General features: G+C 63.7%; 31 protein-coding genes, 1 tRNA gene and 1 riboswitch. Of the genes, 19 read left to right on the top strand and 13 right to left on the bottom strand.

Annotation, left to right across the window (positions count from 1 at the left end; genetic code table 11):
* Positions 1 to 163 precede the first annotated feature (163 nt).
* The 6 genes from QF118_RS08065 to QF118_RS08040 all read right to left on the bottom strand — a co-directional run bounded on the left by QF118_RS08065 (position 164) and on the right by QF118_RS08040 (position 6,145).
* Positions 164 to 1,966: an ABC transporter transmembrane domain-containing protein gene (locus tag QF118_RS08065; RefSeq protein ID WP_282302114.1), complete on the bottom strand. Its 1,803-nt coding sequence runs from the start codon at positions 1,964 to 1,966 to the stop codon at positions 164 to 166.
* Positions 1,967 to 2,061: 95 nt separating this feature from the next.
* Positions 2,062 to 2,135, bottom strand: a tRNA-Gly gene (locus QF118_RS08060).
* 101 nt (positions 2,136 to 2,236) lie between these two features.
* Positions 2,237 to 2,902 (bottom strand): SOS response-associated peptidase, encoded by a 666-nt coding sequence (locus QF118_RS08055; protein WP_282302113.1) that lies wholly within the window; start codon positions 2,900 to 2,902, stop codon positions 2,237 to 2,239.
* A gap of 4 nt (positions 2,903 to 2,906) precedes the next feature.
* Positions 2,907 to 4,106: a class I SAM-dependent methyltransferase gene (locus QF118_RS08050; protein ID WP_282302112.1), complete on the bottom strand. Its 1,200-nt coding sequence runs from the start codon at positions 4,104 to 4,106 to the stop codon at positions 2,907 to 2,909.
* Between the two features lie 72 nt (positions 4,107 to 4,178).
* Positions 4,179 to 4,481 carry a DnaJ family domain-containing protein gene (locus QF118_RS08045; RefSeq protein WP_282302111.1) on the bottom strand — a complete coding sequence of 101 codons (303 nt, stop codon included), beginning with the start codon at positions 4,479 to 4,481 and terminating at the stop codon, positions 4,179 to 4,181.
* A 101-nt stretch (positions 4,482 to 4,582) separates the two neighbouring features.
* The gene (locus tag QF118_RS08040) at positions 4,583 to 6,145 is read right to left on the bottom strand and encodes a bifunctional metallophosphatase/5'-nucleotidase (RefSeq protein WP_282302110.1); all 1,563 of its coding nucleotides are present in this window, start codon (positions 6,143 to 6,145) and stop codon (positions 4,583 to 4,585) included.
* 149 nt (positions 6,146 to 6,294) lie between these two features.
* Here QF118_RS08040 and QF118_RS08035 point away from each other — a divergent pair, with 149 nt between their 5' ends.
* Genes QF118_RS08035 through arsC form a run of 4 tightly spaced genes read left to right on the top strand, consistent with a single transcriptional unit; the run spans position 6,295 to position 8,771 of the window.
* Positions 6,295 to 7,011: a hypothetical protein gene (locus tag QF118_RS08035; RefSeq protein WP_282302109.1), complete on the top strand. Its 717-nt coding sequence runs from the start codon at positions 6,295 to 6,297 to the stop codon at positions 7,009 to 7,011.
* Positions 7,012 to 7,042: 31 nt separating this feature from the next.
* Positions 7,043 to 7,381: a DUF952 domain-containing protein gene (locus QF118_RS08030; RefSeq protein WP_282302108.1), complete on the top strand. Its 339-nt coding sequence runs from the start codon at positions 7,043 to 7,045 to the stop codon at positions 7,379 to 7,381.
* Positions 7,378 to 8,436, top strand: coding sequence for a quinone-dependent dihydroorotate dehydrogenase (locus tag QF118_RS08025; RefSeq protein ID WP_282302107.1), 1,059 nt, complete (start codon positions 7,378 to 7,380; stop codon positions 8,434 to 8,436). The genes QF118_RS08030 and QF118_RS08025 overlap by 4 nt, the downstream gene beginning before the upstream one ends.
* Positions 8,433 to 8,771 (top strand): arsenate reductase (glutaredoxin), encoded by a 339-nt coding sequence (arsC, locus tag QF118_RS08020; protein ID WP_282302106.1) that lies wholly within the window; start codon positions 8,433 to 8,435, stop codon positions 8,769 to 8,771. Before QF118_RS08025 ends, arsC begins: the two co-directional genes overlap by 4 nt.
* On the opposite strand, the gene QF118_RS08015 is transcribed toward arsC, so the two are convergent.
* From QF118_RS08015 to QF118_RS07995, 5 genes are all read right to left on the bottom strand, one after another.
* Complete coding sequence (locus QF118_RS08015; RefSeq protein WP_282302105.1) at positions 8,768 to 9,430, bottom strand: phosphoribosylanthranilate isomerase; 663 nt, start codon at positions 9,428 to 9,430, stop codon at positions 8,768 to 8,770. The genes arsC and QF118_RS08015 overlap by 4 nt on opposite strands.
* Before the next feature lie 86 nt (positions 9,431 to 9,516).
* Positions 9,517 to 9,876, bottom strand: a complete 360-nt coding sequence (locus QF118_RS08010) for a lipopolysaccharide assembly protein LapA domain-containing protein (RefSeq protein WP_282302104.1) — start codon at positions 9,874 to 9,876, stop codon at positions 9,517 to 9,519.
* A 9-nt stretch (positions 9,877 to 9,885) separates the two neighbouring features.
* Positions 9,886 to 10,167: an integration host factor subunit beta gene (gene ihfB / locus QF118_RS08005; protein ID WP_282302103.1), complete on the bottom strand. Its 282-nt coding sequence runs from the start codon at positions 10,165 to 10,167 to the stop codon at positions 9,886 to 9,888.
* A 272-nt stretch (positions 10,168 to 10,439) separates the two neighbouring features.
* Complete coding sequence (rpsA, locus tag QF118_RS08000; protein WP_282302102.1) at positions 10,440 to 12,119, bottom strand: 30S ribosomal protein S1; 1,680 nt, start codon at positions 12,117 to 12,119, stop codon at positions 10,440 to 10,442.
* Positions 12,120 to 12,313: 194 nt separating this feature from the next.
* Positions 12,314 to 12,952, bottom strand: coding sequence for an NAD(P)H-dependent oxidoreductase (locus QF118_RS07995; protein ID WP_282302101.1), 639 nt, complete (start codon positions 12,950 to 12,952; stop codon positions 12,314 to 12,316).
* Positions 12,953 to 13,173: 221 nt separating this feature from the next.
* Here QF118_RS07995 and QF118_RS07990 point away from each other — a divergent pair, with 221 nt between their 5' ends.
* Positions 13,174 to 13,530 (top strand): hypothetical protein, encoded by a 357-nt coding sequence (locus QF118_RS07990; protein WP_282302100.1) that lies wholly within the window; start codon positions 13,174 to 13,176, stop codon positions 13,528 to 13,530.
* Positions 13,531 to 13,554: 24 nt separating this feature from the next.
* Here the strand turns inward: QF118_RS07990 and irrA are convergent, their stop codons facing one another.
* Positions 13,555 to 13,971, bottom strand: a complete 417-nt coding sequence (gene irrA, locus QF118_RS07985) for an iron response transcriptional regulator IrrA (RefSeq protein WP_282302099.1) — start codon at positions 13,969 to 13,971, stop codon at positions 13,555 to 13,557.
* A gap of 177 nt (positions 13,972 to 14,148) precedes the next feature.
* On the opposite strand from irrA, the gene fabA reads away from it, so the two are divergent.
* The 7 genes from fabA (at position 14,149) to QF118_RS07950 (ending at position 18,819) form a co-directional block, all read left to right on the top strand.
* Positions 14,149 to 14,658 (top strand): bifunctional 3-hydroxydecanoyl-ACP dehydratase/trans-2-decenoyl-ACP isomerase, encoded by a 510-nt coding sequence (fabA, locus tag QF118_RS07980; protein WP_282302098.1) that lies wholly within the window; start codon positions 14,149 to 14,151, stop codon positions 14,656 to 14,658.
* Between the two features lie 174 nt (positions 14,659 to 14,832).
* Positions 14,833 to 15,267, top strand: coding sequence for a barstar family protein (locus tag QF118_RS07975; RefSeq protein ID WP_282302097.1), 435 nt, complete (start codon positions 14,833 to 14,835; stop codon positions 15,265 to 15,267).
* A gap of 173 nt (positions 15,268 to 15,440) precedes the next feature.
* A complete protein-coding gene (gene fabB, locus QF118_RS07970; protein ID WP_282302096.1) occupies positions 15,441 to 16,670 on the top strand; it encodes a beta-ketoacyl-ACP synthase I in 1,230 nt (409 codons plus the stop codon).
* Between the two features lie 17 nt (positions 16,671 to 16,687).
* Positions 16,688 to 17,476 carry an enoyl-ACP reductase FabI gene (locus QF118_RS07965; protein WP_282302095.1) on the top strand — a complete coding sequence of 263 codons (789 nt, stop codon included), beginning with the start codon at positions 16,688 to 16,690 and terminating at the stop codon, positions 17,474 to 17,476.
* A gap of 12 nt (positions 17,477 to 17,488) precedes the next feature.
* Positions 17,489 to 17,827 carry a hypothetical protein gene (locus QF118_RS07960; RefSeq protein WP_282302094.1) on the top strand — a complete coding sequence of 113 codons (339 nt, stop codon included), beginning with the start codon at positions 17,489 to 17,491 and terminating at the stop codon, positions 17,825 to 17,827.
* 40 nt (positions 17,828 to 17,867) lie between these two features.
* The gene (locus tag QF118_RS07955) at positions 17,868 to 18,224 is read left to right on the top strand and encodes a hypothetical protein (protein ID WP_282302093.1); all 357 of its coding nucleotides are present in this window, start codon (positions 17,868 to 17,870) and stop codon (positions 18,222 to 18,224) included.
* Entirely contained in the window at positions 18,217 to 18,819 is a 603-nt protein-coding gene (locus tag QF118_RS07950) for a DedA family protein (protein ID WP_282302092.1), read from the top strand. The genes QF118_RS07955 and QF118_RS07950 overlap by 8 nt, the downstream gene beginning before the upstream one ends.
* A 21-nt stretch (positions 18,820 to 18,840) precedes the next feature.
* On the opposite strand, the gene QF118_RS07945 is transcribed toward QF118_RS07950, so the two are convergent.
* The gene (locus tag QF118_RS07945) at positions 18,841 to 19,710 is read right to left on the bottom strand and encodes a hypothetical protein (RefSeq protein ID WP_282302431.1); all 870 of its coding nucleotides are present in this window, start codon (positions 19,708 to 19,710) and stop codon (positions 18,841 to 18,843) included.
* Between the two features lie 161 nt (positions 19,711 to 19,871).
* Between QF118_RS07945 and miaB the strand changes: the two genes are divergently transcribed.
* The 7 genes from miaB (at position 19,872) to lnt (ending at position 26,536) form a co-directional block, all read left to right on the top strand.
* Entirely contained in the window at positions 19,872 to 21,191 is a 1,320-nt protein-coding gene (gene miaB / locus QF118_RS07940; protein ID WP_282302091.1) for a tRNA (N6-isopentenyl adenosine(37)-C2)-methylthiotransferase MiaB, read from the top strand.
* Between the two features lie 214 nt (positions 21,192 to 21,405).
* On the top strand, positions 21,406 to 22,005 hold the full coding sequence (locus QF118_RS07935; protein ID WP_282302090.1) for an OmpA family protein: 600 nt from the start codon (positions 21,406 to 21,408) through the stop codon (positions 22,003 to 22,005).
* Between the two features lie 14 nt (positions 22,006 to 22,019).
* Positions 22,020 to 22,343 (top strand): hypothetical protein, encoded by a 324-nt coding sequence (locus tag QF118_RS07930; protein ID WP_282302089.1) that lies wholly within the window; start codon positions 22,020 to 22,022, stop codon positions 22,341 to 22,343.
* A 145-nt stretch (positions 22,344 to 22,488) separates the two neighbouring features.
* A complete protein-coding gene (locus tag QF118_RS07925) occupies positions 22,489 to 23,463 on the top strand; it encodes a PhoH family protein (RefSeq protein WP_282302088.1) in 975 nt (324 codons plus the stop codon).
* Between the two features lie 68 nt (positions 23,464 to 23,531).
* Positions 23,532 to 24,038, top strand: coding sequence for an rRNA maturation RNase YbeY (gene ybeY / locus QF118_RS07920; RefSeq protein WP_282302087.1), 507 nt, complete (start codon positions 23,532 to 23,534; stop codon positions 24,036 to 24,038).
* A 13-nt stretch (positions 24,039 to 24,051) separates the two neighbouring features.
* Positions 24,052 to 25,011 carry a hemolysin family protein gene (locus tag QF118_RS07915; protein ID WP_282302086.1) on the top strand — a complete coding sequence of 320 codons (960 nt, stop codon included), beginning with the start codon at positions 24,052 to 24,054 and terminating at the stop codon, positions 25,009 to 25,011.
* A 1-nt stretch (position 25,012) separates the two neighbouring features.
* Positions 25,013 to 26,536: an apolipoprotein N-acyltransferase gene (lnt, locus tag QF118_RS07910; RefSeq protein WP_282302085.1), complete on the top strand. Its 1,524-nt coding sequence runs from the start codon at positions 25,013 to 25,015 to the stop codon at positions 26,534 to 26,536.
* A 39-nt stretch (positions 26,537 to 26,575) separates the two neighbouring features.
* Positions 26,576 to 26,623, top strand: a riboswitch (SAM-SAH riboswitch).
* Position 26,624: the final 1 nt, after the last annotated feature.

Below are 26,624 nucleotides of genomic sequence, written 5' to 3'. Positions count from 1 at the left end.
CACTGTGGAAAGGAAAACGCATTCGCGCAAGAGGAAGGGACGCTGCGGCAGCTTCTTCGTGACGCCGCGTCCCTGCTTCTTCTTGGTCAAAATACTCCGGGGAGCGTGAGGGGCAGCGCCCCTCACTCCCGCAGGTGGCTGCGCGCGCAAGGCCGGCAAGCGGTCACTCGGCCGCGACCCCATCGGTGAACTGAAGCCGCGCCAGCCGGGCATAAAGCCCGCCTTCGGCCACCAAAGCATCGTGCCCGCCTGTCGCGACAATGCGCCCGTGTTCCATGACGATGATGCGATCGGCCTTTTTCACGGTGGCCAGGCGGTGCGCCACGATGATGGTCGTGCGCCCTTCGGCCAGCTTGTCGACGGCCGCCTGCACAGCCCGTTCGCTTTCGGCGTCCAGCGCGCTGGTCGCCTCGTCCAGCAGCAGCACCGGCGCGTCGCGCAGGATGGCGCGGGCAATCGCCACGCGCTGTTTTTGTCCGCCCGACAGCATCACGCCGCGTTCCCCCAGCCAGGTGTCATAGCCTTCGGGCAGCGCATTCAGGAAATCATGCGCGGCGGCGGCACGGGCGGCGGCCTCGATCTCGGCGTCGCTGGCGTCGGGACGCCCGAACCGGATGTTGTCCTTGGCCGAGGCGGCAAAGATCACCGGGTCCTGCGGCACCAGCGCGATATGACGGCGGAAATCGGCGCGGGTCATGTCCGGCAACGCCACGCCATCCAGGCGCACGGCCCCGCTGATCGGGTCATAGAACCGCTGGATCAGCTGGATGATTGTCGTCTTGCCCGCCCCCGACGGGCCGACCAGCGCCACGGTTTCGCCCGGCGCGATGGTCAGGTCGACATGGTCCAGCGCCGGAATCTCCGGGCGCGCCGGATAGTTGAACGACACCGCGTCAAAGACGATTTCGCCACGCACCGGTTCAGGCAGCGCAGCAGGCCGGGCCGGGTCCTTGACCGTGTCGGTGGCTTCCAGCAACTCGACCAGCCGCTCGGTCGCGCCGGCGGCGCGCTGAAGCTCGCCAAAGACTTCGGACAGCGCCCCCACGGCCCCCGCCACCATGACCGAATAGACCACGAACTGGATCAGCGCGCCGGGCGTCATCTGATCGGCCCGCACGTCCCAGGCGCCAACCCAAAGCACGCCGACGATCCCGGTAAAGACAAGGAAGATCACGATTGCCGTCATCAGCGCCCGCGTCCAGATCCGGCGGCGCGCCGCGTCAAAGCTTTTCTCGGTCACATCCGCAAAGGCTTCGCGCGACAGGGATTCGTGGGTATAGGCCTGCACGGTCTGCACGCTGCTCAGCGCCTCGGACGCATTGCCCGACGATACCGCGATCCAGTCCTGGTTCTCGCGGCTCAACTTGCGCAGGCGGCGGCCCAGCGTCAGGATCGGCACCACGACGATCGGCACCAGCAGCAGCACAAGCCCCGTCAGCTTGGCCGAGGTCAGCGACATCAGCAGCAGGCCGCCAAAGAACAACAGGATGTTGCGCAGCGCGATCGAGATCGACGAGCCGATGACCGATTGGATCAGCGTCGTGTCGGTGGTGATGCGGCTCAGCACCTCTCCGGTCATGATCTTTTCGTAAAAGGCTGGCGACAGCGCGATGGCCCGGTCAAACACGGCCATGCGGATATCGGCCACCACCCGTTCGCCCAGCCGCGTCACCAGCGCATAGCGCAGCGCCGTCCCCAGCGCGAGAAGGCCGGCAAAGCCCAGCGCGGCGGCGAAATAGCGGTCCAGCAGGGCGCCGTCCTCGACGTTGAAGTTGTCGACCACGCGGCGCACCGCCATCGGCAGGGTCAGCGAAATCGCCGCCGTGGCCATCAGCGCCAGCACCGATGCGATCATCAAGCCCTTGTAGGGCGTCAGAAAAGGCCACAGCGCCGAAAGCGATCCCAGCTTGCGCGACTTTTCACGCTCTTCTTCGCCATTCGTCTGCTTGCTTGTACCGCGGGCCATGCCGTCTCCTTGGATCTTTCACAGGGCCTTTTGCCATGCCAGACGCGCGGGTCAAGCGCCGGAATTGCCGCAAGGGGGATGCAAAGGGGGGTTTTTGGAGCGGGCGGCGGGAATCGAACCCGCGTCTCTTGCTTGGAAGGCAAGGGTCTTACCATTACACAACGCCCGCGACGCGTCATGAATTATGACAGCCCGGCGGCGACGTCAAGCAACTGGTTTGCCCATCTGCCCGTGCAATGCGATCTGCGCCGGATTGGCCCATGCGCGGCGCTAGGGCGCGATGGGGTCGATCAGCTGCGCACCGCTGGCGCGGTTGGAATTCACCTCGGTCCCGACCCGGTGCAGCGCCAGCACCGCTTCGGGCGGGGCGTGCATCAAGGTGGCCGCGCCGTGCCCTTCTTCGCCCAGCCATTTTCCCCAATCATTCTTGTCCAGGATCACCGGCATGCGGTGGTGGATCTTTGAAATCTGGTCATTTGCCCCGGTGGTGACGATGGCGCAGGTGCGATGGCGCTCCTCGCCCTGCGCCCAGTCCTGCCAGACCCCGGCAAAAACCAGCGGGCCGCCATCCGCCGCGTGGATGTACCACGGCAGGCGGTTGCCCGCCTCGTCCTTGGTCCATTCGTAGAACCCCGTGACCGGGATCAGGCAGCGCCTTTCGCGGCAGGCGGCCTTGAACGCCGGTTTTTCGGCGATGGTTTCGGCACGGGCGTTGATCAGCAGCGGGCCACCGTTGGTCGCCTTGTACCAATGCGGCAAGAACCCCCAACGCATCGCCCCCAGCCGCCTTTGCCCCTCTTCGCTGCGCACCACGTGGACCTGGTTGGTCGGGCAGACGTTGTAGTTGGGCACCGGCGGCAGATCGTTGGCAGGCACCGCGCTGAACAATTGTGCCATGGCGTCAGGCGGCAGGGTGATGGCAAAGCGTCCGCACATGCGCCTAGCCCTTGCGCCCGAGGTTGGAATACAGCAGCAGCCCCCAGTCGACCAAATCGCGCTCCAGCTTGCTCCACTGTGCGCCAAAGGCCAGCGGGTCCAGCCGCGCGCCCTGGGCGATCTGCGCCAGCGTGCGTTTGCCGTCGATCCCGGCGATCAGCGCGGCGGCCTCGCGCGGCAGGCGCAGCGTGGTGCGAAGTTCGGGCAGCGTAACGGGGATCGGTTTGCCCTGCGCCACGGCCTGCGCCAGCGCCCTTGGCTGCACGCCGCGCAGATGCGGAACCAACTGCCGGTTGCTGCCCTTGGCGGGCTTGCGGGTGTCCCCGGCCGGCACCGCATAGGCGATGTGCATCTTGAGCGTGCCGTGCAGCTTTTCGGCCACTTCCATGGCCTTGGCGTCGCTCAAGCCGCCAGGGCGCGGGGCGATGCGCGACAGATCGTACAGCGCGGGGGTGGGAAAGCCCTGCAAACGCCAACCGGTCTGGTCCAGAACGTCCAGCAGTTGCGGAATGTCATAGGACCGGTCCTGCCCGTGCAGCAGCAGGTCGTAAAACCCCGCATCGCTTTGGGTGTGATCGCCCAGGTTAGGGTTCGTCGCAAAGGGATGGCCCTTTGGAAGGGCGGCGACGATGTCCCGGGCCTGACGCAGCCGGGTTTCGGCATCCACCCCGTCGAACAAGGCGCCAAAGGCCTCTTGCAGCGGATAGACCCCGGACCGGCCATAAGGCGCATAAACCATGAAGCCCAGCCCGCCACCGGGCGCCAGCGCCGCGCGCAGGGCCTTGAACCCCTCTTCGGGTTGCGGCAGGTGGTGCAGCACACCGCAGCAGTCGATATAATCGAACTGGCCATAGTCAGGCGCATCCAGCAACGACCCGGTGTGAAACCGGATGCCCGTCAGCCCGCGCGCCTGCGCCCGCGCCTCGGCCACCGCGCGCGAAGCGGTGGACAGATCGACATAGGTGATGTCAAAGGGCGCGCCCGCATTGGTCAGAACCTGCGCCAGCTGGATCAACCCGTCGCCGGTGCCGCCCCCCGCCACCAGCGCGCGCAGGGGCTGCGACCAGTCGCGCGCACCGCCAAACAGGTGATGGTCGATTTCCAAAGGATGCGAGGGCGAGCCGGTGATCAGGCGCTTGGCCTCGTCCGCCGGATCGCGTTCGGGATAGGGGTAGGTTTCATATTGCTCGCGGGTCGAGACCATGCCGGGGCTTTCACAAACTGCTTTGACCGGCACAGTGGCACGGCGCGCGCCCAAGGCCAAGCCAGAGCCGGGTCAGCCGCGCTTGCGGGCGATCTCGATCCTGGCTTCGAGCAGGGACATGTCGCGGATCAGCGCGCGGCGATCGGTGCGGTCGGTGGTGTCGCGCAATTGGTCGCGCAGGCGGGCCAGTTCGCGCGACAGCGAAACGAACTCTGGCACCGCGCCATTGTCCTTGAGGATGCGATTGAGCACGGCGTTCTGCGGATCGTCGCAGGGCGGCAACGGTTTGCCCGCCCCGGTCAGGTTGTCAAAGGCGCCCTCGGCCTCGGCGGCCTGAATCCTGGCGTTGATAAGGTCAATCAGCGGGTGGTCCATGATCGCCAGTCTGCCAGAGCGGCGCGTCCTGAACCAGTGGGCACAGGCCAAAAAAAGCGGCGCCGGAAAGCTCCCGGCGCCGCCAAATCCGTCAGACCGGATTATTCAGCGATCTTGATGCGGCCATCGGTATAGGGCGCATAGGGCGCGTTCTTGGCGATGTATTCCGCCGTGACGTCGGCCAGATCGGGACCAAAGTCATAGGCGTTCTGCGCATCGACGAACATCTTGAACCCGTCGCCGCCGTTGCGGACATAGTTGTTCGACACAACGCCGTACAGCTTGTCCATTTCGATGGGGGCACCGCCCACCATCACGTCCGACACCCGGCTGCCGGCCTCGGCCTTGGGGTCAAAGGCAAAGGTCATGCCCGCGACTTGCGGGAAGCGGCCTGCGCCCTCTTCGACCTGGCTCACGCCGTTTTCCAGCGCTTCGACCACGACCGCGCCAGTGACCTGAAAGGTCGACAGCGTGTTCTGGAAGGGCAGCACCGTCAGCACTTCGCCCATGGTCACCTCGCCCGCGTCGATCGAGGCACGTAGCCCGCCCGAGTTGGCAATGGCGATTTCGATGCCCTGATCCTTGACCCGGTCAAGCATGGCGTCGGCCACAAGGTTGCCCATCGAACATTCCATGGCGCGGCAGACGTCGCGGTTGCCTTCGATGGCTTCGGCGGCCTCGGCCACGACCTTGTTGCGGATTTCCTCCAGCGGCACGGCGGCCTCGGCGATGCGGGCCTTGGTGGCCTCTTCCTCGACGACCGACCCGTCCAGCAGGATCGGTTCGCCCTTGGCTTCGGTGATCACGCCGTTGTCGTCAAAGGTCACGTTCAGCTCGCCCAGGAACTTGCCATAGGCATAGGCCTGCACGATGGCGGTATCGCCGATCATGATCGGGTACGGGCCCTTGGCGCCTTCGATGGTGTTGGACAAAAGCGAGTTGTCGTGACCGCCGACGATGACATCCACGCCAGTGGTGTTTTCAGCCACGCGGGTGTCGACGTTCAGACCCGAGTGCGACAGCACGATGATCTTGTTCACGCCCATTTCGGTCAGCTTGTCGACCTCGCCCTGCACCGCCTCGGAGGGATCGGTAAAGATGATGTTCTTGCCGGGGCTGGCCAATTCATCGGTGTCCTGCGGGGTCAGGCCGATCAGGCCCAGCTTTTCGCCGCCGCGCTCGATCACCGTCGATTTCATCAGCACATCGGCCAACAGCTCTTCGCCCGAGACATCGGCGTTGGACATCAGCACCGGGAATTCCACCGCGTCGATGAAACCGCGCAGCACCTCGGGGCCATCGTCGAATTCGTGGTTGCCCACGGTCATCGCGTCATAGCCCATCTGGTTCATCATCTCGGCGGCCAGCTTGCCCTTGTAATAGGTATAGAACAGCGTGCCCTGGAACTGGTCGCCGCCATCCACAAGGATGTGGTTGTTGGTGCGGGCCTTGGCCTCGGAAATGGCGGTCTGCAGGCGGGCCGAGCCGCCAAAGCATTTGCCCTCGGTGTTGTCCTCGGCCGAACAACCCGAATCGTATTTGCTGATCGGTTCGAACCGGGCGTGGAAATCGTTGGTGTGCAGGATGGTCAGGGAATAGTCGGCGTAGGCCTGCCCGGCCATCAGGGCAAGGGCGGCAGCGCCGGTCATCAGACGATAAGACATGGTGAACCTCTCTGTCGGTATTTTCTTCTATGGGCACAGGGTGACTCCACCATGGGGCGAGAGTCAAAGGCTGAAACGCACTATCCCCGCGTCATGTGACAGGCGCATGACCCCCTTGCACGAAAAACGCCCGCCCCCATATCGACAGGATGCCCCGGTTTCCCTGGCGCCCCCTGCGGCGCGGCCTTGCCGCCCTTGTTGTCCTGTCGCTGGCTGCGGCCTGCGCCCTGCCCGGGCCGCAGCACGCGCTTGCGCCCGGACTGAACGGGTTGCAGCGCATCGCCCCGGGTGTCTACAGCGACGCCCCGGGCAGCGCCGAGGCCCAGCGAATGGCCCTGGCCGAGGCCCGCGCCCGGATCGAGCCATTTCACGGCGACGTCATGCCGGGCCGCATGATCCTGTGCACCGCCCAGCCCTGCGCCGACCGCATGCGCATCGGCGTCCTGGGACTGGCCTATGGCGACCGGTTGGTCATCATCGGACCTGCCGGCATCACCCCGGCCGTGATCGGGCATGAGCTTGCGCATGTCGGCCTGCACCGCCGGGTCGGCCTGTCCGGGCGGCTCCAAAGCCGGATGCCGCGCTGGTTCGACGAAGGCCTTGCCGTGTGGCTGTCGCCCGACCCGCGCTATCTGCGCCCCGATCTGGCGCGCGATGCCGAATGGATCACCCAGGCGCGCAGCCTGCGCGACTGGAAGAGCGTAGTGACCAAGGACAGCTGGCCCGCAGTCTATGGCGCCGCCGGCCGCATGGTCGAGGCGATCGCAGGCGAGATCGGCGCCGAAGGCCTGCACCGGTTGATCGAGGCCACCGCAAAAGGCGCGGATTTCGACGCAACACTGGCCCGTCTGCGCGCGGACGCTTGACCCCTGCCCCGCGTCAAGGCAACAAGCAGCCATGCTGATTTACAAGATCCTTCGCGCCGAGGAATGGGCGGCTTTGCAATCCCGCGGGGAAACCGCCGGAGCGCCAATCGACATCGCCGATGGCTATGTGCATTTTTCCACCGACCAGCAGGCGCGCGAAACCGCGGCCAAGCATTTCGCCGGGGTCGAGGGGCTGCAGCTGCTGGCCTTTGACACCGACACGCTGGGCGATGACATCACGTGGGAGCCGTCGCGCGGCGGCCAGTTGTTCCCGCACCTCTACGCCCCCTTGCGGTATGCGCAGGTGGTCTGGTCGCGGCCCCTGCCGCTGGGCCCCGGTGGCCACGACTTCCCGGAAGGCTTTGCATGAGACTGATCGAACAGGCGGGGCTGAAGCTGCTGCGCGGCTGCGACCCCGAGCGCGCCCATGGGCTGGCCCTGACCGCCCTGCGTGCCGGGCTGGCCCCGGCGCCGGGTGTCGTTACCTCTGACCGGCTCCGCTGCTCGGTTGCCGGGCTGGACCTGCCCAACCCTATCGGCCTTGCCGCCGGGTTCGACAAGAACGCCACGGCGCTGGCAGGCCTGTCCCGCGCCGGTTTCGGCTTTGTCGAGGTTGGCGCCGCAACGCCGCGCCCGCAACCCGGCAACCCCAAACCGCGCCTGTTCCGGCTGCGCGAAGATCAGGCGGCGATCAACCGCTTTGGTTTCAACAACGACGGCATGCAGGCCATCGGCGCGCGTCTGGCGCAGCGCCCGCGCGGCATGGTCCTGGGCCTTAACCTGGGCGCCAACAAGGACAGCGATGACCGCGCCGCCGATTTTGCCCGCGTGCTGACCCATTGCGGCGCGCATATCGATTTCGCCACGGTCAATGTGAGTTCGCCCAACACCGAACGCCTGCGGGATCTGCAAGGGAAAGAGGCGCTTTCCGCCCTGCTTGCCGGCGTCATGCAGGCGCGCGCCGCGCTGGCCCGCCCCGTCCCCGTTTTCCTGAAAATCGCCCCCGATCTGGACGAACAGGGCCTTGCCGACGTGGCCGAGGTCGCCCTGTCCTCGGGCGTTGCGGGCGTGATCGCCACCAACACCACCCTGTCGCGCGACGGACTGACATCCCGTCATGCGGGCGAAATGGGTGGCCTGTCGGGCCAGCCCCTGTTCGAAAAATCCACCCGTACGCTCGCTCGCCTGTCACAGTTGACCGATGGCGCCCTGCCCCTGATCGGCGTTGGCGGCGTCGGCTCGGCCCAGCAAGCCTACGACAAGATCCGCGCCGGAGCCTCGGCCGTGCAGCTCTATACGGCGCTGGTCTATGGCGGCCTCAGCCTTGTGCAGGACATCGCCACCGGTCTTGACGCCCTGCTGGCCCGCGACGGCTTTGCCAATGTGGCGCAGGCCGTCGGCACCGGACGAAAGGACTGGACATGATCCTGTGGCACAATCCCCGCTGTTCGAAATCACGGGCCGCACTTGCCCTGTTGCAGGAACAAGGTGTCACGGTCGAGATCCGCAAGTATCTTGACGATGCCCCGTCGCTGGACGACCTCAAGGCCGCGCAAAGGGCGCTGGGCCTGTCCGCAATCGCCATGATGCGCCCGCAAGAACCGGATTTCAAAGCCATGGGCCTGTCGAAAACCGACGACGATGCCACGCTGCTGCGCGCCATGGCACAAACCCCGAAACTGATCGAACGCCCCATCGCCTTTACCGGGGGCAAGGCGGTGATCGGACGCCCACCGGAACGGGTGCTGGACCTGCTCTAAAGCTTGGGCACGACCCGCGCGCCCTTGGCCGCTGTCACGAATGCGGCGATCCTGGCGGCGTCCTTCACCCCCGGCGCGCTTTCCACCCCCGAGGACACGTCAACCTGACGCGCCCCGGTCATGGCAATCGCCGTAGCCACATTGTCAGGGGTCAGGCCCCCGGCCAGCATCCAGGGCTTGGCCCAACGCTTGCCCGCCACCAATCGCCAGTCAAAGGCCAACCCGTTGCCCCCCGGCAAATCGGCATTGCGCGGCGGCTTGGCATCGATCAACAACTGGTCGGCCACCTGTGCATAGACGCCCAGCATCGGCAGATCCTCTTCGTCCGCCACACCCACCGCCTTCATCACCGGCAGACCATAGCGCGTGCGGATCTCGGCCACCCGCTCGGGGCTTTCCTTGCCGTGCAACTGCAACATGTCCAAAGGCACCTGCGCGGTGATCTCGTCCAAAAGCGCATCCGACGCATCCACCACCAGCGCCACCTTGGCCAGCCCCACAGGCGCCAGCACCGCCAACTCACGCGCCACCGCAGGCGTCACGTTCCGCGGGCTTTTGGGGAAAAACACGAAACCACCATAGGCGGCGCCCGCCGCAGCCACGACCTCGACATCGGCGGCGCAGGTCAGCCCGCAAATCTTCACACGGATATCCTGCACGCGCCCTGTCTCGCTTCTTCTTGGTCAAAATACTCCGGGGGAGTCGCCAAAGGCGACGGGGGCAGCGCCCCCTCCCCGGTCAGCGATCAGCTTGCCTGATCCAGCAGGGCAAGAACCTCGTCCTTGTCCTTGTCACGCTCGGCCTGGGTCTTTTTCAACTCACGCTCCAGCTTGCGAACCTCGCCCTGTTTGCGGGTGGCTTCGGCGCGATGCTTGTGCTCGCGGAACCATTCCCAGACGAACCCGATCATCAGACCGGCCAGGATGCCGCCGAAAATCACCAGGAACAGCGGCATCTGGACCGAGAAATCAACCAGCCCCGCCCCCGGAAAGCCGCGCAGGCCCTCGGGCAAGGTGTTCAACACAACCGATTCCCGGTTGGCCAGCGCCAAGGTCACCAGAACGATGGCCAGTGCCGCAAGAAAGGCATAGCGAATGTAACGCATCTTTTAGACTTACTTTCCGTTCAGACGGTCGCGCAGCAGTTTTCCGGTCTTGAAGAACGGTACGTGTTTTTCTTCGACCTCGACCGAATCCCCGGTCCGGGGATTGCGGCCAACCCGCGCGTCACGCTTCTTGACCGAGAAGGCCCCGAAGCCCCGCAATTCGACCCGGTCACCCCGGGCCATGGCATTGGTGATTTCCTCGAAGATCGTGTTGACGATGCGCTCTACGTCCCGCTGGTACAGATGCGGGTTGTCGTCGGCAATCTTCTGGATCAATTCAGACCTGATCATGGTCGCATATCCCCCTGGGCCGCGTCTTTTGCCAAACGCTTGTTACCCGGAAACTATACTTGGCGAAATGCGAATGCGAAACCTGCAACTTGGCGGAAAACCCATCATTTGCAGCAGTTTGCGCCTACCCAAAGGGATAGCTGGCAGGTTTTTGCGCAGCCATCGCCCATTCGGACATTTGCCGCAGCGCAGAGCGAATGTTCCGATTCGCAAGGAAAAGGGCCCCGAACAGCGCTGTCCGGGGCCCCTGATTTCATGCCTTCAGGCTGCGATTACTCGTCGCCGCTCTTGAGGGCTGCGCCAAGGATGTCGCCCAGCGATGCGCCCGAAGCGGAAGAGCCATACTGTTCGACGGCCTCTTTCTCTTCTGCGATTTCGCGTGCCTTGATCGACAGGCCCAGACGACGGGTCTTGCTGTCGATGTTGGTGACGCGCACGTCGACCTTGTCACCGACCGAGAAACGCTCGGGGCGCTGCTCGGCGCGGTCACGCGACAGATCGGAGCGGCGGATGAAGGACTTCATGCCTTCGTATTCCACTTCGATGCCGCCGTCTTCGATCGCGGTGACTTCGACAGTCACGATCGAGCCGCGCTTGGTGCCGCCAACGGCGTCAGCGAACTTGTCGCCACCCAGAGCCTTGATCGAGAGCGAGATACGCTCTTTCTCGACGTCGACTTCGGAAACCACGGCCTGGACGATGTCGCCCTTGCGGTATTCCTGGATGGCTTCTTCGCCGCGCTGATCCCAGGACAGGTCCGAAAGGTGAACCATGCCGTCGATCTCGCCTTCGAGGCCGATGAACAGACCGAATTCGGTGATGTTCTTGACTTCGCCTTCGACCTGCGTGCCCTCGGGGTGGGTTTCTGCAAACACTTCCCACGGGTTGCGCTGGGTCTGCTTGAGGCCCAGGGAAACGCGACGCTTGGCGCCGTCGATTTCCAGAACCATGACGTCGACTTCCTGGCTGGTCGAAACGATCTTGCCGGGGTGCACGTTCTTCTTGGTCCAGGACATTTCGGACACGTGGACCAGACCTTCGACACCGGGCTCGAGCTCAACAAAGGCACCGTAATCGGTGATGTTGGTGACGCGACCCTTGTGGACCGAAGCCAGCGGGTACTTGGCGCCAACCAGATCCCACGGATCTTCCTGCAGCTGCTTCATGCCCAGGCTGATACGGTGGGTGTCCTTGTTGATCTTGATGACCTGAACCTTGACCGTCTCGCCGATCGTGAGGATCTCGGAGGGGTGGTTCACACGGCGCCATGCCATGTCGGTCACGTGCAGCAGGCCATCGACGCCGCCAAGGTCGACGAATGCGCCGTACTCGGTGATGTTCTTGACCACACCGTCAACGGCCTGACCTTCGGTCAGGTTGGCGATGACTTCGGCACGCTGTTCGGCACGCGATTCTTCAAGGATTGCACGGCGCGAAACAACGATGTTGCCACGGCGACGGTCCATCTTGAGGATCTGGAACGGCTGCTTGAGACCCATGAGCGGGCCGGCGTCGCGCACGGGGCGCACGTCAACTTGCGATCCGGGCAGGAAGGCAACGGCACCGCCGAGGTCGACGGTAAAGCCGCCTTTGACACGGCCAAAGATCGCGCCTTCGACGCGGGCGTCGTCTGCGTATGCTTTTTCCAGGCGGTCCCAGGCTTCTTCACGGCGGGCCATCTCGCGCGAGATGACAGCTTCGCCGCGGGCGTTTTCAGCCGCGCGCAGGTACACTTCCACTTCGTCGCCGACTGCGACCTTGGGAGCTTCACCGGGTTCTGCGAATTCTTTCAGATCAACGCGGCCTTCCATCTTGTAGCCGACGTCGATGATGGCCTGGCCCGCTTCGATCGCGATGACCTTGCCTTTGACGACAGTCCCCTCATCGGGGGTGTCCATTTCGAGGCTCTCGTTCAGGAGTGCTTCGAATTCTTCCATTGTTGCATTTGCCATGTGGCGTCTTTTTCCTTTTACTTCGGTTTTCTGGCCATGCGGTTGTCTCCGCCGGTCTTGTGGTTTGGTCCTTGGGCGATGCAAAACAAACAAGGGCCGGAGGTTGCCCGACCCTGCTCGACTCATCTGTTTTGCGGCGTTTTCGCCTTCTCGACAGGGGGCTCTATAGCCAAGAGCCCCCTGTCAGGCAAGCCCTAGGCGACTTCGGTCACGAATTCCTCGCGCGGTTTGCGCACCTTTTTCATCTTTACCAGCCAGTCGCCGTCTTCCTGGCGGTAACCCAGCGGCAACAGGACCACCGACCGCAGCCCTTTTTCCCGAAGGCCAAGGATCGCATCGACCTTGTCGGCGTCAAACCCCTCCATCGGAGTGCTGTCAATCTCCAGCTCGGCCGCGGCGGCCAGGGCAAAGCCCAGCCCGATATAGGCCTGACGCGCGGCGTGGTTGTAGTTCACCTCTGCGTCGCGCGGCAGGTAGGTGGATTTGAGGTTGTCGTAATAGCCGCTCAGGCGCTCGTTCTTGCCGCGTTCGGCCTCCATCTGGCCGACCACACCGTCGATGCGTTCGGCGGTGTAGTTATCCCATGCGGCGAAAACCAGCAGGTGCGACCCATCGGTGATCTGCGCCTGATCCCATGCCACCTTGCGAATTTCGGCGCGGGTGTCCGGGTTGGTGACAACGAACAGGTGAAACGGCTGCGTCCCGGACGAGGTCGGCGCCATCCGCACGGCCTCGATGATCTGATCGACCTTGTCTTGTGGCACCGGCTTGGCGGGGTCCATTTTCTTGGTGGCGTAGCGCCAGTTCAGCTTGTCGAACAGGGTTGTGGTCATGACGGCATTCCTTTGTGCAATGCGTGAGCGTTTACTCTGGACGCTCCATCTATGCTTTTGACCTGCCGCCACAAGGCGCCAAGCCTGTGCGATTTCGCAGGGACGATTTGCGATCCTGTACACAAAGGGGGGCAGGCATGACGCGGCTGGGCGACGTTGCCAGACGCGCCTTGATCGATACAGTTGGCGCGACCCCGTCATTGACTGAAATCGGCCGTTCCATGCGCAGACTGTTTATCGCCATCGCGGCATTTCTTTGCTACATCCTGTTGCTGGGGTTCGTCGCCGGCGCGGCCGTCCTGGTGACAGGGCGGCCCGGGGGCGTGGCCTATGGCATCACCCTGCACTACCTGCTTCTGGGTCTGGGCATCCAGGGGGTCATCGCCTTGATCCTGGCCGAGGTCTTTTCCAGGCGTTCCGCATCCATCGCGGTTGCCGCGCTCAATGCAAGCCTCACAATCGCCCTTTTCCCGGGGTTTGGGTCCGGTCTGCTGGCCTACCTGGCCACGTCTGCCACGGCGCTCGCGCTATGTCTGTTGTACCTGGGATGCAAACCCGTGGTCGGGCGACCAGACTGACACCACATCAGCGCCTGATGGCAATTATTTCCGCCGCAGCCGGATGACCACGTCGACGCTGGCGATCTCGGCGCCCTCGGGGGCGTCGGGGATGCGGATGATTTCCAGCTGTTCGGCCGGGGCATCCGTCAGGCGGCCATCGTCCTCCCAGTAGAAATGCGGGTGTTCGTGGGTGTTGGTGTCGAAATAGCTTTTCGATCCGTCCACCGTCACTTCCTGCATCAACCCGGCATCGCAAAACGCCTTGAGCGTGTTGTAGACCGTGGCCAGAGACACGCTTTCACCCGCCTTGCGCGCGGCATCGAACAGGCCTTCGGCGGTGACATGACGATCCTGCCCGTCGCCCACCAACAGCGCGGCCAAAGCCACACGCTGCCGCGTCGGGCGCAGCTCGGATGTGCCCAGCCATTTCTGTCCGCGCTCGATTGCCTTGTGCTGCATCACGGGTCCTGTCCTCCTCGGCGTGTTCCATATATAGAGCGCCCCGCACCGCAATTTCAAACGGATTTGCCTGTTTTGCGTGCGATCCCGCGCGGCAAGGGCGCCCTTGCATGCCCTCGCGGCAGGGTGATAGAGGGGAAAAAACCGATCACTCAACCATATGGGAGCGCGCCAAACATGGCCGATTATCCGACCAGCTTCAGCAAGGAAGACCTCCTGAAATGCGCCGCGGGCGAGCTTTTTGGGCCCGGCAACGCGCAGCTTCCGGCGCCGCCCATGCTGATGATGGACCGGATCACCGACGTGTCCGCCGATGGCGGGGCGCATGGCAAGGGCCACATCACGGCGGAATTCGACATCAATCCCGACCTGTGGTTCTTTGAATGCCACTTTCCCGGCAACCCGATCATGCCCGGCTGCCTGGGTCTTGACGGGCTGTGGCAGCTGACCGGCTTCAACCTGGGCTGGCGTGGCTGGCAGGGGCGCGGTTACGCGCTGGGTGTGGGCGAGGTCAAGCTGACCGGCATGGTGCGCCCCGACCGCAAGATGCTGACCTACAAGATCGACTTTACCAAGGCGATCCAGACCCGCCGCCTGACCATGGGCGTCGCCGACGGCATCGTCGAGGCGGACGGCGAAGTGATCTATATGGTCAAGGACATGAAGGTGGCGCTCAGCGAAAGCTGAGCCTTCCTGCCAGAGGCACACGCCTTGGCGCTGCGAAAAAGGAAGAGGCCCCCGGGCCTCTTTTTTGTTGAGTGGCGGGTTAGAGCCCATACTTACCAAGGTTCTGCACAACGGAGAATGTCGGGTCGTGTCACACCTCTTGCACCTCAGTGTGTTGCACCTGACAATGCCAACATGTCCAACGAGACTTGGAAAAAATACCAAAACATGGAGACCTATCGTATTGACGGCGAACGGTTCTCGACGCTTGAAGAATTCTATGAAGAGATCAGCCGTGTTCTCATTCCAAATGTCAGCTGGGGGCATAACCTCGATGCCTTTAATGACATTCTGCGTGGTGGCTTTGGCACCCCGGATGAGGGCTTTATTCTAATCTGGGAAAACTCAGCATTGTCGAAGAAGCGGTTGGGATACCCGGAAACCGTAAGGATATTGGAGCGTCGGCTTGATCGTTGCCATCCAACTGCGCACCGATCGGTGAAGAGACAATTGCGGGATGCGGGAAACAACAAGGGTGCCACTGTTTTCGTCTGGTTGGTGGAAGTCATACGTGCGCATGGCGAGGGTGGAGAAGAGGCAGAGGACAATGTGATCTTGAAGCTTAGCTAGCCGAAGCGGACTTTGGGGATCACTTTACCAACGGCAGGAAAGTCCGCAAAGCTGGCAGTCCCTTGGTTGCATCACCACTTACCCCCCACATCCCATCACCAAACAACCCACCCACCTTGCACCCTGCCCCGCCAATGGCCTAGATAGGTTTTAACTAGCAAGGGAGTGGCCGCATGCGCCGTGTCGTCGTCACAGGTCTGGGGGTCGTATCCTCCATCGGGAACAATGCAGACGAGGTTCTGGCCTCGCTCAAGGCGGGCAAGTCCGGGATCACCGCCAATGAGGCGATGAAGGAACATGGCTTTCGCAGCCAGATCGCCGGCGACATCAAGCTGAATGTCGCGGATCACATCGACAAACGCACCCTGCGCTTCATGGGGCCGGGCGCGGCCTATGCCTATATCGCCATGGGTCAGGCGATTGCAGACTCGGGCCTTGAGGAAAAGGACATCGTCAACCCGCGCACCGGCCTGGTGGCCGGGTCCGGTGGCCCGTCGACCAGCGCCATGCTGGTGGCGCATCAGGCGGTTCTGAACAATGGCTCGACCAAGCGGATCGGGCCCTTTGCGGTTCCGAAATGCATGTGCTCGACCGTGTCGGCCAACCTTGCGACGGCCTACCAGATCAAGGGCATCAACTATTCGATCACCTCGGCCTGCTCGACCAGCTTGCATTGCATCGGCAACGCGGCGGAACAGATCATGATGGGCAAGCAGGATGTGATGTTCGCAGGCGGCGGAGAGGAACTGGACTGGACCCTGTCCTGCCTGTTCGACGCCATGGGCGCGATGTCGTCCAAGTATAACGACACGCCGGAAAAAGCCTCGCGCGCCTTTGACGCGAACCGCGACGGGTTCGTGATCGGCGGCGGCGGCGGTATCGTCGTGCTGGAAGAGCTGGAGCACGCCCGCGCCCGCGGCGCCAAGATCTATGCCGAGGTTACCGGCTATGGCGCGACGTCCGACGGCGCCGACATGGTCGCCCCGTCCGGCGAAGGCGGCGAACGGGCGATGCGCGTGGCCCTGTCCACCCTGCCCGAGGGCCGCAAGGTCAGCTATATCAACGCGCACGGCACCTCGACCCCTGTCGGCGATGTGGGCGAGATCGAAGCGGTGCGCCGGGTGTTCGGCGATGGATCGACCCCGCCGGTGTCCTCGACCAAGTCGATGACCGGCCACAGCCAGGGCGCCACCGGCGCACAAGAGGCGATCTATTGCCTGCTGGCGCTCGAGCATGACTTCATCATCCCGTCGATCAACGTCGAAACGCTGGACCCGGCCCTGAAACCTGCGGAAATCGCCACAAGCCTTGTGGAAAACGCCGGGCTGGACAGCGTGATGACCAACTCTTTTGGCTTTGGCGGCACGAACGGGTCGATGATCCTGTCGAAATTGCGCGATTAAATCAGGATATTCAGACGATGATCATGTCTTTGAAGGGCAAGCGCGGGCTTGTCATGGGTGTTGCGAACGAACGTTCCATCGCCTGGGGGATTGCCAAGGCCTGCGCCGAGGCCGGGGCCGAGCTGGCCTTTACCTACCAGGGCGACGCCTTTGGCAAGCGGTTGCAGCCGCTGGCAGCCAGCGTCGGCAGCGATTTCATGGTCGATGTCGACGTGACGGACGATGCCTCGCTGGACGCGGCCTTTGACGCCCTTGCGGCGCGCTGGGACCGGCTGGATTTCGTCATCCACGCCATCGCCTATTCCGACAAGAATGAATTGACGGGCCGCATCCTCAACACCTCGCGCGAGAACTTCAAGAATTCGCTCGATATCTCGGCCTACAGCTTTATCGACGTGGCGCGCCGGGCGCATCCGCTGATGACCCAAGGCGGCACGCTGATCACCCTGACCTACATGGGCAGCACCCGCGTGACGCCCAATTACAACGTCATGGGTGTGGCCAAGGCCGCGCTGGAAAGCGCCACCCGCTATCTGGCCAACGATCTTGGCCCCGATGGCATCCGCGTCAACGCCATCAGCCCCGGCCCGATGAAAACCCTGGCCGGCGCGGCCATCGGTGGCGCGCGCAAGACCTACAAGCACACGGATGAAAACGCCCCGCTGGGCGGCAATGCCACGCTGGATGCGGTGGGCGGCACAGCCGTTTACCTGATTTCCGACGCCGGCGCCTGTACCACCGGCGAGATCATCCGCGTGGACGGCGGTTTCCACGTTCTGGGGATGCCGCAGTACGACAACCTTTAAGGGGACCTTGCCATGTTTCGTTTCGTTCTGTCCGGGCTATGCGCGCTGTCCCTTGCGGGCTGCATGCAGGGCGCAGCGCCCGGCGCAGGGGCCACTGCAAACGATGGCATGGCAAGCAAGCTGAAGCCGGGCAGCAGTGAAAACGACGCCTTTCTGACCTTTGGTCCAGAAAGCGGCTTTGAACGGAACCCGCAGAACTGGGACCAATCCTGCCTCAGCTATGCCTACGGGCCGGGTGATGCGCCGCGCTATGTCCATGCGTTGTATGAAAACGGCGCCCTGGTCCGCGCCACCGAAGGCCATGGCGGGCTGTGCACCTTTGACGCCCCTGACGCGGGCATGGGCACCTAGGGTGGTTGGCGGGCCGCATGCGACAGGATTGACCTGACCCATGGTGACGCGCCTTTCCGCCGCCTTTCGCAGACGACCGATCCTGACCGGGGCCTTTGCCCTTGCGCTGGCGCTGACACTGTTCTTTGCCATCCGTCTTGCGCTGCATTCGCTGTATTGGACCGACCCGGCCCACCGTGACCAGCAGATCATGGAATGGATGACGCCGGGCTATGTGGCGCATTCCTGGTCCGTCCCCAGGGCACTGGTCGGCGATACGCTGGGCTTTGCCAAGGGGGCCTTTGAACCCGGCCAGACCCTGGAAGAGCTGGCCGAGCAGCGCGGCGTGCCGGTCGCGCAGCTGATCGAAGACCTGAATGCCGCCATCGCCGATTTCAGGGCCAATCCGCATGACTGATGCGCTGGTTTCCCTGGTTCCGCTGTATGGTGGCTGGATCCTGATGATCGTCACCTTTCTGTCCTGCCTGGCGCTGCCTGTCCCGTCATCCTTCCTGATGCTGGCTGGCGGGGCCTTTGCCGCCTCGGGCGATCTGGGGCTTGGCACGGCTGTGCTGTCGGCCTACGGCGGCGCGGTGGCTGGCGACCAGTCCGGCTATCTGATCGGCAACAAGGGCGGCGCGCCGCTTGTGTCGCGGCTGGGCCGGCACCCCAAGGGCGCCGAGACCCTGCTGCGGGCAACCGACCTGGTGACGCGGCGCGGCGGTATCGCGGTCTTTCTGACGCGCTGGTTGTTCAGCCCGCTTGGTCCCTATGTCAACTTCATCGGCGGCGCGATGGGGCTGAGCTGGCACCGGTTCACCGTCGGCAGCCTGAGCGGAGAGGCCGTCTGGGTCAGCCTTTATACCGGGCTGGGGTTTCTGTTTGCCGCGCAGATCGTCGAAGTCGCGCAGATCGCCACCGACCTTGCCGGTTTGCTGGCGGCGGCGGCGGTTGCCGGAGTGCTGGGCATGCAGCTGTTCCGCACACGCCCCGACCAGACGCCCGGAGACTGAGCCCCCGTCAGCCCTGCGGCCTCAGAACCACTGCCCCGGCTCCATCAGCCCAAGGTCCAGCAATTGCCGCGAATGCCATTCAAAGGGCATCGAATTGTGCCAGCGGAAATTCTTGATATCAAAGGTGCTTCCGGGGTTTGACTTCAGCGCCTTGGCGGTGCGGAACGATGCGATGGCCGCCGTCAGGTTGTTGTGCCAGGGGCAGGCATAAGTGTTGTATTCCTCGATCGAAAAGGTGTGGTCGTCGCGCAGGGTCAGGCCCGGCTGGGCGCGGAACAACCCGATCCTGTCGATCTTGCGCCGCGCCTGGGGCACGTGTTCCTCGTAGCGCCAGCGCAACCCGCCATAGAAATCCAGCTGCCGTTCCTTGGGATGATCGTGATTTTCGCCGTCCTTGCGCGCCAGCGCGTAATACCCCGAACGATCCAGGTAGGCGTCATCCAGTGACACCGCCAAGGGAAACTGGTTCAGATCGCCGGCGTACAGATCCACCACGTAGGTCAGCATCGCATCGCGGCGTTCCTCGGTGTGGAACGCCAGCAGCTCGCCGACCGAGCGTGTCTCGCAGAACGGGTAGAACAGGTATTCGGCGTTATAGCAGTAATACATCCACTGACCCGGCGCGGCGGCGATCATCGCGTTGACATGGGTCTGAACGGCCTGATCGACGCGCGGATTGAAATCGATGCGGATGGTCTTGTCACGCAGGTCCGGGGGCAGGTCATAGCGCGGCTCCATGAAGGCCATCGTGGTCTGAAACCCCAGCTGGCGATGATGCCGCAAGGTGGTGGCCAGTTCCACATCGTCTTCGGCAAAGATCATCGCCACCGGCCCCCGGGCCAGCGCGGCGGGATCCGCCTGAAGAAAGTCCTGAAGGTTCTTGTACTGCATCCTGCGCCCCTGCCCCGGCGGTTTTGCCATAGAATCCGTGAAAATCTCGTGCATTGCAAGCGATGGGGGATTCGGGCTATCTGCGGCCCTTGAAACCAAGGGTGAATGGAATTTTCGCAGAAAATTCTTGCATGCCCCAGGCCGCGCGACAGGACAGACCCATGACCCAGCCCAAAAAGCTTTTCATCAAGACCTACGGTTGCCAGATGAACGTCTACGACAGCGAGCGTATGGCCGAAGCCATGGGCGGTCAGGGCTATGTCACCACCGACAGTCCCGACGACGCGGACATGATCCTGTTGAACACCTGCCACATCCGCGAAAAGGCCGCCGAAAAGGTCTATTCCGAGCTTGGCCGCTACAAGGGGCTCAAGACCGCCAAGCCCGATCTCAAGATCGGTGTCGCCGGCTGCGTCGCCCAGGCAGAAGGCGAAGAGATCATGCGCCGCCAGCCCATGGTCGACCTGGTCGTCGGGCCGCAAAGCTATCACCGCCTGCCGGATCTGACCGCCAAGGCGATTGCCGGCGAACGCGCGCTGGACACCGATTTCCCCGAAGAGGACAAGTTCGAGCACCTCAAGGCCCGCCCCAAGGCGGCGCGCGGGCCCACCGCCTTCCTGACCGTTCAGGAAGGCTGTGACAAGTTCTGCGCCTTCTGCGTGGTGCCCTATACCCGCGGCGCCGAAGTCAGTCGCCCCGCCAACCGCGTGATGACCGAGGCCCGCGACCTGGTCGAACGCGGCGTGCGCGAAATCACCCTGCTGGGCCAGAACGTCAACGCCTATCACGGTCACGATGGCGGCCTTGCCGGGCTGATCCGCGAACTGGCCACCATCGACGGGCTGGAACGCATCCGGTTCACCACCAGCCACCCCAACGACATGGACGACGCCCTGATCGCCGCCCACGGCGACTGCGACAAGCTCATGCCCTATCTGCACCTGCCCGTGCAGGCCGGCAGCGACAAGATCCTCAAACGCATGAACCGCAGCCACACCGCCGAACAGTACCTGAAGCTGATCGAACGTCTGCGCGCCGCGCGCCCCGACCTGCACCTGTCGGGCGATTTCATCGTCGGTTTCCCCGAAGAGACCGAGGCCGATTTTCAGGACACCCTGGCCCTGATCGAAGCGGTCAAATACGGCAGCGCCTTTTCCTTCAAGTATTCCGAGCGCCCCGGCACCCCCGCCGCCGAACGCCCCCAGATGGACGAGGCAGAAAAGGACGACCGGCTGCAGCGCCTTCAGGCTCTGCTGACCCGCCAGCAGCGCGAATTGCAGGATGCCATGGTCGGGCGCGAAGTCACCGTCCTGTTCGAAAAACCGGGTCGCATGCCCGGGCAGATGGTGGGCAAATCCGAATATCTGCATGCAGTGCACGTCAGCGGCGCCTCCCTGGCCCGCGGCGACCTGGCCAAGGTGCGAATCGTGTCCTCGGGCCCGAACTCGCTCAAGGGCGAATTGATCCCCGGCGAGGGCTGACAGAAGTCCTTGTTTCGCAAGCAGCCTTCGGTTTATCCACAGTTTGCCCCGCGCCGACCGGGAATTGTTTCGGAATCCGGTGCAAAAGCCCTGCCTTTTCGCTTCACACGCGAGAAACATTTGCTAATGTGTTGATTATAGTAAGTTTGCGCGCACCCGCTGCCAATATTGGGATTCGCGCGCTGGGGGAAACACGAACCAAGGGACAGTGGCTGTGGCAAATCGCATTTCCAAAGCCGTCGGCGCAATCGCGCTGGCTGCCCTGACGGGTATCACGGCCTCTGCGCCGGCGATGGCCGACGGGACAGGGCAAAAAGAACCATTCATCTCTACGCAGAACACGCGCACCATCAAAGGTGAACAGTATATTCCGGGCATCTGGATTGATCCCGACGGCTGTGAACACTGGGTCATGGACGACGGCGTCGAAGGCTACATGGACATCCATCTGGATCGCAAAGGTCTGCCGGTCTGCAACCGCGGCAACACCTGCGGCGTGATGAACACCGACCAGTTCTTTGCCACCGACAGCCACCGCATCTCGGCTGCCGGCAAACAGAAACTGGCGGAATTCTTCCAAAGCGCCTCGGCCCAAGCCTACATCATCGCAGGCCACACCGACAGCCGCGCTTCGGACGAATACAACATGCGTCTCAGCTATAACCGCGCGCTGGCCGTGGCCAATGTCGCCAAGTCGATCGGCGCGAACATTTCCGACGTGCGCGGCTATGGCGAACGCTGGCCGGTTGCCTCGAACGGCACCTCGACCGGCATGGCCAAGAACCGCCGCGTCGAAATCATCTGCATTCGCTAAAGGGGCCTGACGACATGAAACTGATCAAACTGGCCCTTGTTCTGGGTGCGGCCACCGTTCTTGCCGGCTGCGAAGTCGGCGAAGGCATCGGCGCCTACGGCCCCGACAAAAGCATCGACCGCGGCATCGACGCCGACGATCTGAGCACCATGCGCGCAGGTATCTGGGTTGACCCCAATGGCTGCGACCACTGGATCATCGATGACGGCGTCGAGGGCTACCTGTCCGGCCGTCTCGACAAATACGGCAAACCGGTCTGCTCGGGCGTCGCCCCGCCGACCATCGCCACCGGCGATTTCAAGCAGGGCTCGACCTCGATCATCGGCGATCCGCTCTGATCGTCGTGTTGACTGCACAAATCAAAGGCCGCGCACCCGTTGCGCGGCCTTTTTCGTTTCAAACACGTGACATTTGCCTCTCACCGCTTGCGTCACCCGCCCGGTCTTGGCACCATATGTTGAACCCCATGCGCAGGAGACATGCGTGAACACAGGCACCCTGACCGAAGCGATCCTCGAATTCCCAGACAACCGTCTGCTGATCGATCTGTGCGGCGAATACGACCGCAACCTGACCGATATCGAAACCCGGACCGGCGTTCAGATCCTGCGGCGGGGCAACTTCCTTGCCGTTCACGGCACCCCCGAGGCCCAGGCCGAAGCCACCGAAGTGCTGCGCGCCCTCTACGAGCGGCTCGAACAAGGCCGCGAAGTCAGCCGCGGCGAGATTGATCGCCAGTTCCGCATGGGTGACGACTCCGGCCCCGACGACCAGCTGGAAATGTTCCAGGGCGGCAAGGTCGAAATCAAGACCCGCAAAAAGCTGATCGAACCCCGCACCGAAGCGCAAAAGGCCTATGTCCGCGCCCTGTTCGAAAACGAGATGGCCTTTGGCATCGGCCCTGCCGGCACCGGCAAGACCTACCTGGCCGTGGCCGTCGGCGTGAACATGCTGATCAACGGCGAGGTCGACAAGATCATCCTGTCCCGCCCCGCCGTCGAGGCGGGCGAAAAACTGGGCTACCTGCCCGGCGACATGAAGGAAAAGGTCGATCCCTACATGCAGCCGCTCTATGACGCGCTGAACGATTTCCTGCCCGGCAAGCAATTGGCAAAGATGATCGAGGAAAAGACCGTGGAAATCGCCCCGCTGGCCTTCATGCGCGGGCGCACACTGTCCAACGCCTTCGTCGTGCTGGACGAGGCACAGAACGCCACCTCGATGCAGATGAAGATGTTCCTGACCCGCCTTGGCGAAGGCTCGCGCATGGTGATCACCGGCGACCGCACCCAGGTCGACCTGCCCCGCGGCATGCCCTCGGGGCTTGCCGATGCCGAACGGCTCCTGAACGCCATCCCCAAGATCTCCTTCAACTACTTCACCTCCAAGGACGTCGTGCGCCACCCGCTTGTCGCCGCCATCATCGAGGCCTACGAAAAGGACGCGGAACAGGGCTGAACGCCCTTCGTTTCCAATTGCCACAAATATCCCGGGGGTCCGGGGGCAGAGCCCCCGTTGCGAGCCACATGTTGACCGACACCATCATCGAAGACGCGCGCTGGGACCAGGCCGGTCTGGAAACCCTTGCCGAACAGGCCGCGCAGGCCGTCCTGCGCCACCTGGGCATCGCCGAAGAAGACCACGAAATCGCGGTGCTTGGCTGCGACGACACGCGCATCGCCGCGCTGAATGCCGATTTCCGTGGCAAGCCGACCCCGACCAATGTGCTCAGCTGGCCCTCCGAAGACCTTTCCGCCGAAATTCCCGGCGAAAACCCGCTGCCGCCCGAACTGCCAGAGCTGGGCGATATTGCCATTGCCTTTCAGACCTGCGAACGCGAAGCGCAGGAACAGGGCAAACCCTTTGCGGACCATGTCACCCATCTGGTCATTCACGCCGTGCTGCATTTGCTGGGCTACGACCACATCCGTGACGCGGATGCCACGTTGATGGAAGGTATCGAAGTGGCGATACTTGGCAAACTGGGGGTGCCGGACCCATATAGGGAACTTGACGGGCCATCGGGCCTCTAACTGGACAGGAAAAATGGGCGACAACGACGACCCGTCTAATGCAGCGCAGGGCGCGCAAGTGACGGGACCGACAGACAAGACCGAGAATGACAGCCCCGGCGTGATCCGGCGGCTCTTTGGATGGATCGGCGGCGATCAACAGGCCACATCGCCGGTAAACGGCAGCACGCCTCCGCGCCCCGAACCGCCCCGGCATGGCATGATCAACCTGCGCCGCATGCGGGTCGAAGACGTGGCCATCCCCAAGGCCGAAATCGTCGCCGTGCCCAGCACCATCACCAAGGACGATCTGGCGCAGGTGTTCCGTGACACCGGCCTGACCCGGGTGCCGGTGTTCGAAGGCACGCTGGACACACCGGTCGGCATTGCCCACCTCAAGGATTTCGCGCTGCAGCACGGCTTCAACGGCACCGGCCAGCGTTTCAACCTCAAACGGATGGTGCGGCCCCTGCTGTTCGTTCCGCCCTCGATGCCCATCGGCGTCCTGCTGACCAAGATGCAGGCCGAACGCCGCCACATGGCGCTGGTGATCGACGAATATGGCGGTGTCGACGGTCTGGTGACCATCGAGGATCTGATCGAACAGGTCATCGGTGAAATCGAGGACGAACACGACACCGACGAAGGCCAGTATTGGACCAAGGAACGCTCTGGCTGCTACCTTGCCCTGTCCAAGACCCCCTTGAACGATTTCGAGGCCGAGCTGGGCATGCCCCTGACCGACCACGACGAAATCGACGAAGAAGAGATCGACACGCTGGGCGGCCTGGTCTTCATGCTGGCCGGCCGGGTTCCGGTCCGGGGCGAAGTGGTCCGCCACCCTGCCGGGCTGGAGTTCGAGGTGGTCGACGCTGATCCGCGCCGGATCAAGCGGTTGCGCGTGCGCCTTCCCGGCGCAGCGGGCAGCGGTGCTGCCGCCGTCCCGGCTGCGGAAAAACCGACAACGCAGGCCGGCGACCAGACAGGTGCCTGACATGACCGTTTGGGCCGCCGGCCCGTCCCGTCCGCTTCCCCGTTGGGCGCGCCTGCCGCTTGCCATCGGCTTTGGCATGGTGATCGGGCTGGGCGCGGCGCCCTTTGATCTGTGGTATGTCGCCCTTCTGGGGTATGTCGGGGCCTTCTGGCTGTTCCTGAACGCGCCGCGCGGCATCCATGCGGTCGGCACTGGCTGGGCAGTGGGCTTTGGCTATTTCGGCCTGTCACTGGGCTGGATCGTCGAACCCTTTATGGTCGATGCTGCCGAAACCGGCTGGATGGCTCCCTTTGGCCTGCTTGGGCTGGCGGGCGGGCTGGCGCTGTTCTGGGCGCTGGCCTTCTGGCTGGCGGGCCATGCGCGCCGCGCCCCCCTGGCAACGCTTGTCCTGGCCTGGAGCGCGGCGGAACTGGCGCGCGCCTATGTCTTTACCGGATTCCCCTGGGGGCTTGTCGGCTATCTCTGGGCGCCCAGCGCGGGCATCCAGTGGGTGTCGGTCATCGGACCGCACGGGCTGACACTGGTCACTCTGGCGCTGACCGCCCATGCCGCAAGGGTGCTTCGCGCACCTTCGCGCCTGGGCGCTGCGGCGCTTGTGGCCGCCCTGATCGCGGTACTGGGTGGCGGCGCCCTGCTGATGCCGCCCGAACAGGACCTGAGCAAGCGCCCCATCGTGCGCCTGATCCAGCCCAATGCGGCCCAGCATGAAAAGTGGAACCCCGACCTGGTTCCGATCTTCTTCAACCGCCAACTGACCTATACCGCCGCCCCGACCGAAACCCCGGACGCCCCGCGCCCGGCGCTGGTGGTCTGGCCCGAAACCTCGGTCCCCGGCTTGCTGCACCGCTCGGGCGACATGCTGGCCATGATCTCCGAGGCGGCGCAGGGCAGCCCCGTTGCCCTTGGCATCCAGCGCTACGAGGGCGGCGGATATTTCAACTCGCTCGCCGTGCTGGACGGCTATGGCGACGTGGCGCAGGTCTATGACAAACACCACCTTGTCCCCTTTGGCGAATACATGCCCGCCGCCGGGGTGTTCAAACGCTGGAACATCGCCGGGCTCGCCGCGCGGGCCGAAGGCGGCTATTCCCCCGGCCCCGGCCCGGCGCTGATCAATCTGGGCCCGCTTGGCCTTGCCCTGCCGCTGATCTGTTACGAGGCGGTCTTTCCGCAGGATGTGCACCGCGCGCCGCAGCGGCCCGACCTGCTGCTGCAGATCACCAATGACGCCTGGTTCGGCCAATGGTCCGGGCCCTATCAGCACCTGCGCCAGGCCCGCATACGCGCCATCGAACAGGGCCTGCCCATGGCGCGGGCCGCCAATACCGGCGTTTCCGCGATGATCGACGGCGGTGGGCGCATTACCGCCGAACTGGGCCTGGGCGTTGCCGGATACCTTGATGCCCCCTTGCCAGCGCCCGCACGCATAACGATTTATTCACGAACAGGCGATCTACCTGCACTGGTGTTACTCTTTCTGGCCTCTTTGGCGCTATTCCTGCTGCGAAACCGCAATGCGCATTGACCGCAGGGTCCACCGGGCGTAGTGCGAACCAACCGAATTTGCCCGTCACAACGGCTTCCTGGCGTGACGGAGAACCCCAATGGAGCAA

This window comes from Tropicibacter oceani (genome assembly GCF_029958925.1).
Classification (GTDB): domain Bacteria; phylum Pseudomonadota; class Alphaproteobacteria; order Rhodobacterales; family Rhodobacteraceae; genus Pacificoceanicola; species Pacificoceanicola oceani.
This window is presented reverse-complemented; position numbering and strand designations above follow the sequence as displayed.

Coding starts and splice junctions, on each gene's coding strand:
- QF118_RS08065 (WP_282302114.1), bottom strand. CDS start 1,966: ATGGCCCGCGGTACAAGCAAGCAGACGAATGGCGAAGAAGAGCGTGAA.
- QF118_RS08055 (WP_282302113.1), bottom strand. CDS start 2,902: ATGTGCGGACGCTTTGCCATCACCCTGCCGCCTGACGCCATGGCACAA.
- QF118_RS08050 (WP_282302112.1), bottom strand. CDS start 4,106: ATGGTCTCGACCCGCGAGCAATATGAAACCTACCCCTATCCCGAACGC.
- QF118_RS08045 (WP_282302111.1), bottom strand. CDS start 4,481: ATGGACCACCCGCTGATTGACCTTATCAACGCCAGGATTCAGGCCGCC.
- QF118_RS08040 (WP_282302110.1), bottom strand. CDS start 6,145: ATGTCTTATCGTCTGATGACCGGCGCTGCCGCCCTTGCCCTGATGGCC.
- QF118_RS08035 (WP_282302109.1), top strand. CDS start 6,295: ATGCCCCGGTTTCCCTGGCGCCCCCTGCGGCGCGGCCTTGCCGCCCTT.
- QF118_RS08030 (WP_282302108.1), top strand. CDS start 7,043: ATGCTGATTTACAAGATCCTTCGCGCCGAGGAATGGGCGGCTTTGCAA.
- QF118_RS08025 (WP_282302107.1), top strand. CDS start 7,378: ATGAGACTGATCGAACAGGCGGGGCTGAAGCTGCTGCGCGGCTGCGAC.
- arsC (WP_282302106.1), top strand. CDS start 8,433: ATGATCCTGTGGCACAATCCCCGCTGTTCGAAATCACGGGCCGCACTT.
- QF118_RS08010 (WP_282302104.1), bottom strand. CDS start 9,876: ATGCGTTACATTCGCTATGCCTTTCTTGCGGCACTGGCCATCGTTCTG.
- ihfB (WP_282302103.1), bottom strand. CDS start 10,167: ATGATCAGGTCTGAATTGATCCAGAAGATTGCCGACGACAACCCGCAT.
- rpsA (WP_282302102.1), bottom strand. CDS start 12,119: ATGGCAAATGCAACAATGGAAGAATTCGAAGCACTCCTGAACGAGAGC.
- QF118_RS07995 (WP_282302101.1), bottom strand. CDS start 12,952: ATGACCACAACCCTGTTCGACAAGCTGAACTGGCGCTACGCCACCAAG.
- QF118_RS07990 (WP_282302100.1), top strand. CDS start 13,174: ATGCGCAGACTGTTTATCGCCATCGCGGCATTTCTTTGCTACATCCTG.
- irrA (WP_282302099.1), bottom strand. CDS start 13,971: ATGCAGCACAAGGCAATCGAGCGCGGACAGAAATGGCTGGGCACATCC.
- fabA (WP_282302098.1), top strand. CDS start 14,149: ATGGCCGATTATCCGACCAGCTTCAGCAAGGAAGACCTCCTGAAATGC.
- QF118_RS07975 (WP_282302097.1), top strand. CDS start 14,833: ATGTCCAACGAGACTTGGAAAAAATACCAAAACATGGAGACCTATCGT.
- fabB (WP_282302096.1), top strand. CDS start 15,441: ATGCGCCGTGTCGTCGTCACAGGTCTGGGGGTCGTATCCTCCATCGGG.
- QF118_RS07965 (WP_282302095.1), top strand. CDS start 16,688: ATGATCATGTCTTTGAAGGGCAAGCGCGGGCTTGTCATGGGTGTTGCG.
- QF118_RS07960 (WP_282302094.1), top strand. CDS start 17,489: ATGTTTCGTTTCGTTCTGTCCGGGCTATGCGCGCTGTCCCTTGCGGGC.
- QF118_RS07955 (WP_282302093.1), top strand. CDS start 17,868: ATGGTGACGCGCCTTTCCGCCGCCTTTCGCAGACGACCGATCCTGACC.
- QF118_RS07950 (WP_282302092.1), top strand. CDS start 18,217: ATGACTGATGCGCTGGTTTCCCTGGTTCCGCTGTATGGTGGCTGGATC.
- QF118_RS07945 (WP_282302431.1), bottom strand. CDS start 19,710: ATGCAGTACAAGAACCTTCAGGACTTTCTTCAGGCGGATCCCGCCGCG.
- miaB (WP_282302091.1), top strand. CDS start 19,872: ATGACCCAGCCCAAAAAGCTTTTCATCAAGACCTACGGTTGCCAGATG.
- QF118_RS07930 (WP_282302089.1), top strand. CDS start 22,020: ATGAAACTGATCAAACTGGCCCTTGTTCTGGGTGCGGCCACCGTTCTT.
- ybeY (WP_282302087.1), top strand. CDS start 23,532: ATGTTGACCGACACCATCATCGAAGACGCGCGCTGGGACCAGGCCGGT.
- QF118_RS07915 (WP_282302086.1), top strand. CDS start 24,052: ATGGGCGACAACGACGACCCGTCTAATGCAGCGCAGGGCGCGCAAGTG.
- lnt (WP_282302085.1), top strand. CDS start 25,013: ATGACCGTTTGGGCCGCCGGCCCGTCCCGTCCGCTTCCCCGTTGGGCG.